Source organism: Streptomyces sp. CA-278952, assembly GCF_028747205.1.
Classification (GTDB): Bacteria; Actinomycetota; Actinomycetes; order Streptomycetales; family Streptomycetaceae; genus Streptomyces.
In genome coordinates, this window is record NZ_CP112880.1 from 7,095,966 (window position 1) to 7,107,733 (window position 11,768).

At 71.6% G+C, this 11,768-nt stretch carries 10 protein-coding genes; 1 reads left to right on the top strand and 9 read right to left on the bottom strand.

The window, feature by feature from the left end; translation table 11 throughout:
• Positions 1–46: 46 nt before the first annotated feature.
• Complete coding sequence (locus N7925_RS31510; RefSeq protein WP_274345859.1) at positions 47–1,156, bottom strand: DegT/DnrJ/EryC1/StrS family aminotransferase; 1,110 nt, start codon at positions 1,154–1,156, stop codon at positions 47–49.
• A gap of 145 nt (positions 1,157–1,301) precedes the next feature.
• Between N7925_RS31510 and rfbA the strand changes: the two genes are divergently transcribed.
• Positions 1,302–2,216: a glucose-1-phosphate thymidylyltransferase RfbA gene (rfbA, locus tag N7925_RS31515; RefSeq protein WP_274345860.1), complete on the top strand. Its 915-nt coding sequence runs from the start codon at positions 1,302–1,304 to the stop codon at positions 2,214–2,216.
• Between the two features lie 342 nt (positions 2,217–2,558).
• Here rfbA and N7925_RS31520 read toward each other — a convergent pair whose 3' ends face one another.
• The 8 genes from N7925_RS31520 to N7925_RS31555 all read right to left on the bottom strand — a co-directional run bounded on the left by N7925_RS31520 (position 2,559) and on the right by N7925_RS31555 (position 11,606).
• A complete protein-coding gene (locus N7925_RS31520; protein ID WP_331618180.1) occupies positions 2,559–4,541 on the bottom strand; it encodes an AfsR/SARP family transcriptional regulator in 1,983 nt (660 codons plus the stop codon).
• A 263-nt stretch (positions 4,542–4,804) separates the two neighbouring features.
• Positions 4,805–5,767: an NAD-dependent epimerase/dehydratase family protein gene (locus N7925_RS31525; protein WP_265602863.1), complete on the bottom strand. Its 963-nt coding sequence runs from the start codon at positions 5,765–5,767 to the stop codon at positions 4,805–4,807.
• Positions 5,760–6,368, bottom strand: coding sequence for a dTDP-4-dehydrorhamnose 3,5-epimerase family protein (locus N7925_RS31530; protein ID WP_265602864.1), 609 nt, complete (start codon positions 6,366–6,368; stop codon positions 5,760–5,762). Before N7925_RS31530 ends, N7925_RS31525 begins: the two co-directional genes overlap by 8 nt.
• A gap of 160 nt (positions 6,369–6,528) precedes the next feature.
• Positions 6,529–7,869 carry a crotonyl-CoA carboxylase/reductase gene (gene ccrA, locus N7925_RS31535; RefSeq protein WP_274345861.1) on the bottom strand — a complete coding sequence of 447 codons (1,341 nt, stop codon included), beginning with the start codon at positions 7,867–7,869 and terminating at the stop codon, positions 6,529–6,531.
• Between the two features lie 137 nt (positions 7,870–8,006).
• Entirely contained in the window at positions 8,007–8,645 is a 639-nt protein-coding gene (locus N7925_RS31540; protein ID WP_265602866.1) for a response regulator, read from the bottom strand.
• Entirely contained in the window at positions 8,642–9,925 is a 1,284-nt protein-coding gene (locus N7925_RS31545) for a sensor histidine kinase (protein WP_274345862.1), read from the bottom strand. Before N7925_RS31545 ends, N7925_RS31540 begins: the two co-directional genes overlap by 4 nt.
• Positions 9,926–9,934: 9 nt before the next feature.
• Positions 9,935–10,672, bottom strand: coding sequence for an ABC transporter permease (locus N7925_RS31550; protein ID WP_265602868.1), 738 nt, complete (start codon positions 10,670–10,672; stop codon positions 9,935–9,937).
• A 25-nt stretch (positions 10,673–10,697) separates the two neighbouring features.
• Positions 10,698–11,606: an ABC transporter ATP-binding protein gene (locus N7925_RS31555; protein WP_265602869.1), complete on the bottom strand. Its 909-nt coding sequence runs from the start codon at positions 11,604–11,606 to the stop codon at positions 10,698–10,700.
• Positions 11,607–11,768 lie beyond the last annotated feature (162 nt).

The window sequence follows — 11,768 nt, forward strand, 5'->3', positions numbered from 1 at the left end:
CCGCCGCGCGGCCCGCAGGGGACGTGTGCGGGCCGCCGGGGGCGGGTCACACCGACGCGAGGACCTCGCGCACCGCGGAGATGACCTTCTCCTGCGCCTCGGGCTCCAGCGCCGGGTACATCGGCAGCGAGAAGATCTCGCCGGCCAGTTCCTCGGTGACCGGCAGGGACCCCTTGCCGTAGCCGAGGTGCTCGAAGCCCGTCATGGTGTGCACGGGCCACGGGTAACTGATGTTCAGCGCGATGCCGTACCCCTTGAGCGCCTCGATGATCGCGTCACGGCGCGGGTGCCGGACCACGTACACGTAGTACACGTGGGTGTTCCCGGCAGCGAGCTCCGGCAGGACCAGATCGGTGTCGCCCAGGCCCTCGGCGTACCGCGCGGCGACCGCCTGGCGGCCGGCCACGTACTGGTCGAGACGCTTCAGCTTGCGGCGCAGGATCTCGGCCTGCACCTCGTCCAGGCGGCTGTTGTGCCCCGGGGTCCGGGTGACGTAGTAGACCTTCTCCATGCCGTAGTAGCGCAGCCGGCGCAGGTTCTCGTCGACCTCGTCGTCGTTCGTGACGGTCGCGCCGCCGTCGCCGTAGGCGCCGAGCACCTTCGTGGGGTAGAAGGAGAAGGCCGCCGCGTCGCCCATGGTGCCGGTGAGGCTGCCGTGGTGCCGAGCGCCGTGGGCCTGCGCGCAGTCCTCCAGGATCTTCAGCCCGTGGCGGTCGGCGATCTCCCTGAGCGGCGCCATGTCCACGGCCTGCCCGTACAGGTGCACCGGCAGCAGACACCTGGTCCGCTCGGTGATGGCCGCCTCGACCTGGGTGAGGTCCATCAGGTAGTCCTCGCGGCGCACGTCCACGAAGACCGGCTTCGCGCCTGCCCCGTCGATGGCGAGCACCGTCGGCGCGGCCGTGTTGGAGACCGTGATCACCTCGTCGCCGGGGCCGACGCCGAGCGCCTGGAGGCCGAGCTTGATGGCGTTGGTGCCGTTGTCCACGCCCACGGCGTGACGGAGGCCGTGGTAGGCGGCGAACTCCTCCTCGAAGCCGCGGACGCTCTTCCCGAGCACCAGCTGGCCCGATTCGAAGACCGTCTCCACGGCGTCGAGGATGTCCTCCCGCTCCGTGCGGTACTCCTCCAGATAACTCCACACGTGCATGGTCACAGTTAACTCCCGTTGGTTTCGTGCGGCTTCTTCACGGAGGCAGCCGCGACACAGGGCGTGCGGGAGAAGGATCGCCGGGGGCCGTCGCAGCTCACTCGAAGGCGGTTCGACCGAGCGTCCAGCGGCTTCGGGGAGGCTGAGGCGCATGAAGGGCATAATCCTGGCCGGCGGAACCGGCACACGACTCCACCCGGCGACACTCGTCGTGTCGAAACAGCTTCTGGCCGTGGGCGACAAGCCGATGCTCTACTACCCGCTGTCCACACTGATGCTCGCGGGGATCAGGGACATCCTGCTGATCTCCACACCCCGCGACCTGCCGCAGTTCAAACGCCTCCTCGGCGACGGCTCCGAGCTCGGACTGAGCATCGGCTACGCGGAGCAGGACGCGCCGCGCGGTATCGCCGACGCGTTCCGGGTGGGGGCCTCGCACGTCGGCGACGACTCCGTCGCCCTGATCCTGGGCGACAACATCTTCCACGGCCCCGGCTTCTCCGACGTCCTGCACGGCAACGCCCAGGACGTCGAGGGGTGTGTGCTCTTCGGCTACCCCGTCAACGACCCGGAGCGGTACGGCATCGGCGAGACCGACGGGCGGGGCAGGCTGGTCTCCCTGGAGGAGAAGCCGGACCGGCCCCGCTCCAACCGGGCCGTCACGGGCCTGTACTTCTACGACAACGAGGTGGTGGACATCGCCAAGAACCTCTCGCCGTCCCCGCGCGGGGAACTGGAGATCACCGACGTCAACCGTCACTACCTCGAGCGCGACCGGGCCCGGCTGGTGGACCTCGGCCGCGGCTTCGCGTGGCTGGACACCGGGACCCCGGCGTCGCTGCTGGAGGCGGGGCAGTACGTGCGCATGCTGGAGGAGCGGCAGGGCGTGCGCATCGCCTGCGTCGAGGAGGTCGCCCTGCGCATGGGCTTCATCGGAGCGCAGGAGTGCCACCGCCTCGGCGAGCGGATGTCCGGCTCCGAGTACGGGCGCTATGTGATGGAGGTGTCCGAGGAGTTCGCTCCCCAGGACGGGCAGACCGGGACCGCTGCCGCCACGGACTGGTGACGGACGGCTCGGCCCGGGACCGGCCGCCGGTCCCGGGGACGCCGCGGCCGGTGCGGCCCACGGCGTTCCCGGGGCCTTCGCGCGCGGCGCGGCGCGGCACGGCGATGTGGTGGGGTCGGGTGTCGGGGTGTTCCCAGGGTCCTTCGTGCGGGATGCGAGATGCGGGGTGAGGGGTGCGGCACGGCGATGCGGCCGGGTGACGCGACCCGGGCGGGATGGGGGGTGTCGGGGTCTTCCCGGCGTCCGGGCGGCGTGCGGGCCGATGCGGCCGGGTGACGTCGACCCGGGCGGGACGCCGGCGTGCGGCGGCCCCCGGCGCCCCTGCGGCGCGGGCGGGGCGGGTCAGACCGCGTCGGGTGCGGAGCGGCGGCCGAAGTACGGTGACGCGCCGTGTGCCACCGGCTCCCCCTCGTACGCCGGCACGAGGTCGCCGGTGGGCAGCGCGGACAGCGGCGGTCTGTCCCCGCCGGAGCGGCGGGGGCGCGGGAACACCGGACGCGCGTGGGCGTAGCGCCGTACGACGTCCGCGAAGGCGTACCGGCTCTCCCCGGCGGGGCCGCAGCTGTGCAGACGCAGCAGATGGTGGTCGAAGAGCGTCTCCAGCGCGCGCTCCACGGTGCGCGCCTCCATGCCCAGCACCTCGGCCGCCGCCCCCGCGCTGAACCCCGACCGGGGCAGCCGCCCCAGCAGGCGGATGACCCCCTGCTCGACGTGGCCGAGTCCCCGGTACCCCGCGTCGTAGCGCGACCGCACATCGAGGGCGCCGAAGCGGAACTCCGCGATCAGGTCCGTGGCGCCCGCCAGCCGGACGGCGGCCGCCCGCAGCGGTACGGCCGGCTGGGTCGCCAGCCGCCCCGCGACGCAGCGCAGCGCCAGCGGCAGCCCGCCGGTCAGCTCCACGAGGCGGGCTGCGGCGGCCGGTTCGCCGGCCACCCGCTCGGTGCCCAGGGTGCGCTCCAGGAACGCGAGCCCCTCGCTCGGCCGCAGGGGCTCCACGGTCAGGTGCGGGACGCCCGTCAGCCCGTGCAGCCGGCGCCCGCTGGTGATCAGCACCGCGCAGCTCGGGTCCCCGGGCAGGAGCGGCCGTACCTGTTCCGTGGAGGCGGCGTCGTCGAGGACGAGCAGGATGCGCCGGCCGGCCGTCGCGGACCGGAAGAGGTTGCCGCGCTCCTCGACGCCGTCGGGGATCAGGTCCGAGGGAACCCCGAGCGAGCGCAGCAGCCCGGCGAGCACGTCGCCGGGCTCCTGGGGGGCGCCGCCGGAGCCGTCGAGTTCGGCGTAGAGCTGGCCGTCGGGGAAGGCGGCCCGCAGGCGGTGGGCGGCGTGCACGGCCAGCGCGCTGGTGCCTGCGCCGGGCAGTCCGGTGAGGACGGCCATCCGGGTGGCGGTGTGATCGCTGTCCACGGGTGCCGTGAGCAGCTCGGCGATGCGCCGGCGTTCGGCGGACCGCCCGGTGAAGTCCGGTGTGTCGCGCGGCAGCTGGGCGGGCCGGCCGGTGAGACCGCCGCCCTCCCGCGCGGGGCCGGGCACCGGCGGCCGCAGGGCGGGCTCGGCGGGCCGGTAGCCGACCACCGGCCCCAGCGGAACCGCGGTGGACAGCAGTTCCTGGTGCAGCCGCTGCACGTCCTCACCCGGTTCGAGGCCGAGTTCGTCGGACATGCTGCGGTGCAGCGCCGCGTAGACGCCGAGGGCCTCCCCGCGCCGACCCGCATGATGGAGCGTCAGCATCAGGCAGGCGTGGAAGCGTTCGTGCAGCGGATGGGCCACGACGAGGGACTTCAGCTCGCTCAGCAGCTCCAGGTGCCGGCCGAGCCGCAGATCGGCCTCGATGCGCAGTTCCAGGGTGAGGAAGCGGGCCTCCTCGATCCTGGTGACGTAGGCGGACAGCAGCTCGCCCGCGACGACACCGGCCAGGGCCGCCCCCCGCCACAGGGCGAGACCGCGGGCGAGGATCGAGGAGGCCGCGGCGGCGTCGTCCTGTTCCAGGACGGCCCGCCCCTCGCCCAGCGCGTCCTCGAAGGCGTGCAGGTCGACGGCCGCGTCGGGGACCCCCAGCTGGTAGCCGCCCGGGCGGCCCTCCAGCATGTGCCCCGCGCCGTACCGGTCGAGCAGCTTGCGGATCTTGTAGACATAGGTCTGCACGGTGGACACGGCGCTGACCGGAGGATTGTCGGGCCAGAGTTCGTCGACCAATTCGGAGACATTGACGAAAGTGTTCCTGCGCAGCACAAGAAGGGACAGCACCTGCTGAAGCCTGGGTGCCGTCACCTCAATTCGGCGACCGTCCGCGACGACTTCCAGCGGGCCCAGTACGCGAAATTCCACAGCGGCCCCACTTCCTTGTTCTGCGCGACAATCCGCCGACGAAAACCGAGCTTACTTAGCGACCCCCCACAGACAACCCCTAGGAAATGTCGCACCCCTAAAGCGTGTGACGGACGTCCCGCCTGCCCGGCGAGGCGCCGTAGCTGTCGTCGTGCGTCCGCCGGCGATTGCGGACAGCCATCGAGGGCCCGTGGACGCGCCGCGGCCCGGTGCCGCGTCGACGACGCGGCACCGGGCCGGACGAGCTGGAGGGAAAGGGACGCCTACTCGGCCATCGCCTCCGCCGGGCGGGTGCTCTCCCACATGTCCGCCATCGACGCCCGCAGCCCGATCGACGGGCTCCAGCCCAGCAGGGCCTGGGCGAGCGAGATGTCCGCGAGGGTCCAGTCCCCGCCCTTGCTGGTGACCGTTCCGCCGCTCGCCCGGACGGTGCCGTCCGGCAGTCCGCTGGCCTCCGCGAGCAGGGCGACCAGTTCGCCGACGGCGACCGCCTCGCCGCGGCCGATGTTGACGGCACGCCCCGAGACCGGGGAGTCCACGGCGAGCAGCACCGCCCGCGCGAGGTCGCGGACGTCGACGTAGTCGCGCCGGGCCGGCGCGATGCGCAGGTCCAGCCGCTCCCCGGCGGCGGTCGCGCGCAGCCGGTCGGCGACCGTGCCGAGGAAGCTGGCGCGCGAGGTGCCCGGGCCGCAGACGTTCACGGCCCGCAGCACCAGGCCCCGGACACTGCCCTCGCGGTCGCCGCGCAGGACCGCCTCGGAGCCGGCGAGCTTGGTCGTGGCGTACGGGGTCCGCGGATCGGGCGTCAGCGACTCGTCGATCCACGCCCCCTCGGAGACCGGCCCGTACTCGTGGACGGATCCCACGTGCACGACGCGCAGCGGCGGGGCGCCGGCGGCCGTGCGGAGCGCGCCGGCGGCCACGATCCGCTCCGGGATGCGCACATGCGCGGACACCATCTCCTCGGCGGTCGTGCCCCAGCCGCCAGCCGCGTTGACGACGGCCGTGACGTTGCGGGAGCGGAACACCTCGGCCAGCACGGCCGGCCGCACGGTCGCCGCGTCGAGGGCGAGCCGCGGCACGTCCGCCGCGCCGGCCGAGGGGGTCCGGGCGATGCCGAGCACCTCGCGTCCGGCCGCCTGCGCGGCCCGGCACACCGCGCTGCCGACGCTGCCGGTGGCGCCGACCACGGCGAGGCACCCGGGGGAGGCGGGCTGCTCAGCCATGCAGCGTGGCCTCGATCCGCCGGCTCTCGGCGTAGTCGGGCAGCAGCCCCCGCTCGCGGGCCTGCTCCAGGGTGAGGGCGGCAGCGTCGCGCTCGGAGAGCAGCGGGGTGATGTCGTCCGGGATCGGCAGGCCGAGTGCCGGGTCGAGCGGCGACAGCGCCAGCTCGTGCTCGGCCACGTAGGTGCCGGAGATCATGTAGGACATCACGGTGTCGTCCTCCAGGGCGACGAACGCGTGCCCGACGCCGACCGGGAAGTACATGGTCCTGAATGACGCCGGGTCCAGCTCCACGGCGTCCCACTGCCCGAAGGTCGGGGAGCCCACCCGGATGTCGACGATGATGTCCAGCGCCCGGCCCCGGGGGCAGTAGACGTACTTGGCCACACCGGGCGGGGTGGTCGTGTAGTGCACTCCTCGCACCACGCCGCGGCTGGAGAGGCTGTGGTTGGTCTGGGCGACGTGGAACAGCCGGTGCCCGACCGCCTCCTCGAACGCCTCCTCCTGGTAGGGCGACACGAACAGGCCCCGCTCGTCGGGGAACACCTTGGGCGTGAAGGCGAAGGCGCCTTCCACGTTGAGCGGGCGGAACTCGGCGGGCATGGCTGACTCGCTTCCGTTGAGCGGGGGATGGGGCATGGGGGATGGGCGGGGCGGACGCGCCCGCTGCCGGGGGTCCGGGGGACAGGGGCGGACGCGACGGCCGCCCGCGTCCGGAAGGGGACCGGGGCGGGCGGCCTGCTCCAGGGGCCGCGCAGGCGGCTCAACCGGTGCGGAACCGGTTGATCGCCGGGAGGTGGCGGGCGCGCTTCTCGGCGTCGCGCACGCCGAGCCCTTCGCCCGGCGACAGGCACAGCACACCGACCTTGCCGCTGTGCTCGTTGCGGTGGACGGACTGCGCGGCCGCGCCCACCTCGTCCAGCGGGTACACCGAGGACAGCGTGGGATGGACCATTCCCCGGGCGACGAGGCGGTTGGCCGCCCACGCCTCCCGGTAGTTGGCGAAATGGCTGCCGATGATGCGCTTGAGGCCCATCCACAGGTAGCGGTTGTCGTACTCGTGCTGGAAGCCCGAGGTGGAGGCGCAGGTGACGACGGTGCCGCCGCGGCGGGCGACGTACACGCTGGCCCCGAACGTCTCCCGTCCCGGGTGCTCGAAGACGATGTTCGGGTCCTCGCCGCCGGTCAGCTCACGGATCCGGGAGCCGAACCGCTTCCACTCCCGCGGGTCGGGTGTGCGCTCGTCGCGCCAGAAGCGGTAGCCCTCCTCGGCGCGGTCGATGACGAGCTCCGCGCCGAGCGAGCGCACCAGTTCGGCCTTGCGGCTGCCGGAGACCACGCACACCGGGATGGCGCCGCCGTTCAGGGCGAGCTGCGTCGCGTACGAGCCGAGGCCGCCGGCCGCGCCCCAGACGAGCACGATGTCGCCCTGCTTCATGGCCGCCCCGTTGCGGGAGACGAGCTGGCGGTAGGCCGTGGAGTTGACCAGTCCCGGCGACGCCGCCTCCTCCCAGGTGAGGTGGGCGGGCATCGGCATCAGCTGATTCGTCTTCACCAGCGACAGCTCGGCCAGACCGCCGTAGTTGGTCTCGAAGCCCCAGATCCGCTGCTCAGGGTCGAGCATCGCGTCGTCGTGCCCGTCCGGGTGGGTCAGCTCGATCGACAGGCAGTGCGCCACCACCCGGTCGCCGGGCTTCCAGCCCCGCACCCCGGGCCCGGTGCGCAGCACCACACCCGCGAGGTCCGAGCCGAGCACGTGGTACGGCTGGTCGTGGCGGGCCGCCCACGGGTCGCCGGAGCGGGCGTAGCGCTCCAGGAACCCGAAGGTCGGCATCGGCTCGAAGATCGAGCTCCAGACCGTGTTGTAGTTGATGGAGCTGGCCATGACGGCGATGAGCGCCTCGCCGGGACCCGGTTCAGGGGTGGGCACCTCACGGACGTGGAGTGATTTCACCGGCTCCTTGTCGCGGGTCGCCATGCCTTCGAACATTCCCGTCTGCTCCTTGAGTACCACCGCACCGCGATAGGACTCGGGAAGAGGAATCGCGGAGAAATCCGAACTGGTGGCTTCCGTGGCGAGAGCGGCGTCGATTATTTCCTGCACGGCAATTACTCCCCAGGCCGCGTTCCGACAATGCGCTCACCGTAGATTCGCCGACCGGACGCCAACAACCCCTAGTTCTGGCGCCGGCTGCAGGGGGAACAGGGGGTGGAGCGGCCCACCCGCCGCGCCGCCGCCCGTCACTGGAGCAATTGCCGCTTGTGCGCCTCGCCGACGGCCGCGGCACGGTCGTTGACGCCCAGCTTCTCGTAGATGTGCAGCAGATGGGTCTTCACCGTGGCCTGGCTGATCACCAGCTTGCCGGCCACCTGACGGTTGGTGTTCCCCTCCGCGATCAGCCGCAGCACCTCCAGCTCCCGCTCGCTCAGCGGGCCGCGCGGCTTGCTGCGCACCTGGTTCAGCACCCGGGTGGTGATGGCGGGGGAGAGCACCGACTGTCCGTCCGCCGCCGAACGCACCGCCCGGATCAGCTCCTCGCGCGAGGTGTCCTTCAGCAGATAGCCCGTAGCGCCCGCGGCCAGCGCGCCGACCACGTCGCTGTCGGTGTCGTAGGTGGTGAGGACCAGGATCCGGCACGAAGGGTCCAGTTCCATCAGGTGCTTGGTGGCCTCCACCCCGCCCATGCGCGGCATCCGCAGGTCCATCAGCACCACGTCGGCCGCGTGCGCCCGGTACAGCGCCACGGCCTCCTCGCCGTCCGCCGCCTCGGCCGTCACGGTGAACGCGGCGTCCCGCTCCAGCGATCCGCGCAGACCGTCCCGCACCACCGGATGGTCGTCCACGATCAGGATGCGGATGGGGGTGCCCTGCGTGTTCATGGCCCTGCCTTCCCGAACTCCATGTGCTGTGCCTCGAAGGGTACGCAGGCGCTGATCGCGGTGCCCTCACCCGGAGCGCTCTCCACCTCCAGGGTGCCCGCCACACGCTCCAGACGGGCCCGCATACCCACCAGCCCCAGGCCGTTGCCGTCCCGGATGCCGGCCACCGCCTCGGCGGCCGGCGGGTCAAAACCGACCCCGTCGTCGATGACGTCGAGGACTGCCATCTCCTCCATGTACGACAGCGTGATGCCGACCTTGCCGGCCCGCGCGTGCTTGGTGATGTTGGCGAGCGCCTCCTGGGCCACCCGGAACAGGGTCGCCTCCAGATCGGCGTGGAGCGGCCGCACCGTCCCGTTGGTCGCGAAGCCGGCGGGCAGCGCGTGCTCGTCGGACCACTTGCGGGCGATCGTGGCCAGCGCGCCCGGCAGCGTGGAACCCTCCAACTGCTCGGGGCGCAGAGCCTGTACCGACCTGCGGGCCTCCGCGAGGCTCTCCCGGGCCAGCTCGTGCGCGGTGGTGATGTGCCGACGCCACTCCACGTCCGGCCGCACCCGCTCGTCCTCCGCGCCGACGGCCTCCAGCTGCCGGATGATCCCGGCCAGTCCCTGGGCCAGCGTGTCGTGGATCTCCACCGCGAGCCGCCGGCGTTCGTCGTGCACACCGGCCTCACGGGCCTGCGCTATCAACTGCGCGTGCAGGCCCTCGTTCTCGGCGAGCGCGGTGCGCAACTCGCTGACGGTCTGCTTGCGCTGCAGGGAGAGCGCGTCGAGCTTGCTGAACAGCAGGTTGATCCAGCCCACCACCACGGTCTGCACCACGATCGCGCCCGCGTAGCCCGTCCAGGCGGGGATCGTCGGCTCGGGGAACCCGTCGGGCACGGTGTTCACCACGAACGAGGCGCAGAACACGCACAGGAACGCCCAGCTCGTCGAGAGCAGCACGAGCGCCTGAAGGAACGCGGTGGCCGTGAAGAGGACGAAGACGTCGTCACGGCTCAGCAGCACCGCCGCCAGGGCGAGCAGGCCGATGAAGTAGATGATGGTCAGCGGATGCCCCCGGGCCATCCGGTAGTGGCCCCGGGTCGGCACGGTGAAGGTGGCGGCGGTCCACACCGCCGCCACGCCCGCCCACACGATGGTGACGACGTGCTCGCGGCGCCACACCCCGAGCGGGGAGTCGGTCACCGCGAGCAGCAGGGAGAGACCGAGCAGCAGGTAGGGCAGCGCCCCGAAGAGGAGATCGGAGTGGCGCTCCCACCCCCGGTACTCGTCACGCATCGCCTCGTCCTACTCCCAGCGGAAGAACTTCGCCGCCACCGTACTCGCAACCAGCGCCGTGATCACGAGGACCAGCAGCTGGGTGACGCTGGGCATGTCCCCGTCCCACGCGTTGCGCAGGGCTTCGAGGGCGGCGCCGAGCGGGGTGTAGTCGCCGATCGTGCCCACCGTCTCGGGCAGGTCCTCCTTGGGGACCAGCGCCCCGCCGAAGAAGAGGCTGGGGAACAGCAGCGACAGGCCGATGGCCGTGGCCGCCTTGGAGCCGGGCGCCATGGCGGCCACGCACAGGCCGACCGAGAACAGCGCCCAGGTGCCGAGGAAGAAGGCCAGGATGAACGCCGGGGCGCTGTCCGGCAGCCGGGTGTCGAAGACGGTCTGCCCGACGGCCAGCACCAGGATCGCGGCGATGACGGCGGTGACCATGTTGATCAGCAGCTGCGCGAACAGCAGGTTCGACGGGTGCACCGGGGAGGCGGCCATCCGCCGCAGGATCTGCTTCTCGCGGTACGTGGCCAGCGTCGTCGGCAGCACGTTCAGCGCGAGCATCGTGATGCACATCGACATCGCCATGGCCGGGACGAACGCAGCCATCGACTCCTTCGTCGCGGCATCGTCGTCGGAACTGCCGGTGATGATGTCGAAGATCGCGAGCAGCATGACCGGCAACGCGATCACGAAGAACACCGCGGTTGGGTCGCGGAGGAACAACTTGCTTTCAACAAAGGTGAGTTTGGCTCGCCCTGCCATGGGTGGATCTCCTCGTGGGAATGGGTCAGCTGGCCGGCTGGGAGCCGGTCAGGGCGACGAATGCGTCATCGAGGCTCGGCTGCTCCAGACGGAGCTCGTTGGCCACGATCTGGTTGCGGGCGAGCACCGAGATCACCGAGTAGAGAACGTTCCCCTTCCCCACCACCGTGATCTGGGATCCCGATCGCGTCATACGGGTCACGTCGGGCAGCAGCATCAGCAGCTCCTCCTCGATCGGGACCGAGGGGATGAACCGGATGACCTGCTCGTCACTGACCCGCGACACCAGACCGGAGGGGGTGTCGAGAGCCACCACACGGCCGCCCTTGATGATGGCGATCCGGTCGCAGAGGCGCTCGGCCTCCTCCATGAAGTGCGTGACGAGCAGCACGGTGACGTTCTGGGACCGCACCTTCTCGATCAGCTTCCAGGTCTCCCGGCGGGCATGCGGGTCGAGTGCCGTGGTCAGCTCGTCGAAGACCGCGATCTTCGGCTTGCCCACCAGGGCCAGCGCGATGGAGAGCCGCTGCTGCTGGCCGCCCGAGAGCGACTCGTAGGAGGCGTCGGCCTTCTCGGCCAGACCCCAGTCGCTGATGAGCTCACGCCAGTCGGCCGGGTCACGGTAGAAGGAGCTGTACAGCTCCAGCGCCTCCCAGACCTTCAGCCGCGGCGGCAGTTCGCTCTGCTGGAGCTGGACGCCGATGCTCTGACGGAGCTCCGCCACGTCGTGCAGCGGGTCGAGGCCCATCACACTGACCTGGCCGCCGTCGCGCTTGCGGAGTCCCTCGATGCACTCGACCGCGGTGGTCTTGCCGGCGCCGTTCGGGCCGAGGATTCCGAAGATCTCTCCTTCTTCCACATCGAACGACACATCGGCCACGGCCACGTGGCCGGGGTATTCCTTCCGCAGATTCCTGACTTCGATCAGCGGCATCGTTCCCCACCTTTCCGACGGTTCGGCTTCACACCTGAAGGCTAGAAGAGCGGCGGCCCGCGGACATCGGCTCATGAGGCGCGGGATCGGCTGATCCTTCCGCCCGCCGATCGACCGGCGGAGGGTCGGCCGATCGGTTGATGTCCACCATCAACCGATCGG

Excerpts from the sequence above, each read along its gene's own strand:
- rfbA (WP_274345860.1), top strand. The coding sequence starts at position 1,302 with ATGAAGGGCATAATCCTGGCCGGCGGAACCGGCACACGACTCCACCCG.
- N7925_RS31525 (WP_265602863.1), bottom strand. The coding sequence starts at position 5,767 with ATGGCTGAGCAGCCCGCCTCCCCCGGGTGCCTCGCCGTGGTCGGCGCC.
- N7925_RS31530 (WP_265602864.1), bottom strand. The coding sequence starts at position 6,368 with ATGCCCGCCGAGTTCCGCCCGCTCAACGTGGAAGGCGCCTTCGCCTTC.
- N7925_RS31540 (WP_265602866.1), bottom strand. The coding sequence starts at position 8,645 with ATGAACACGCAGGGCACCCCCATCCGCATCCTGATCGTGGACGACCAT.
- N7925_RS31545 (WP_274345862.1), bottom strand. The coding sequence starts at position 9,925 with ATGCGTGACGAGTACCGGGGGTGGGAGCGCCACTCCGATCTCCTCTTC.
- N7925_RS31550 (WP_265602868.1), bottom strand. The coding sequence starts at position 10,672 with ATGGCAGGGCGAGCCAAACTCACCTTTGTTGAAAGCAAGTTGTTCCTC.
- N7925_RS31555 (WP_265602869.1), bottom strand. The coding sequence starts at position 11,606 with ATGCCGCTGATCGAAGTCAGGAATCTGCGGAAGGAATACCCCGGCCAC.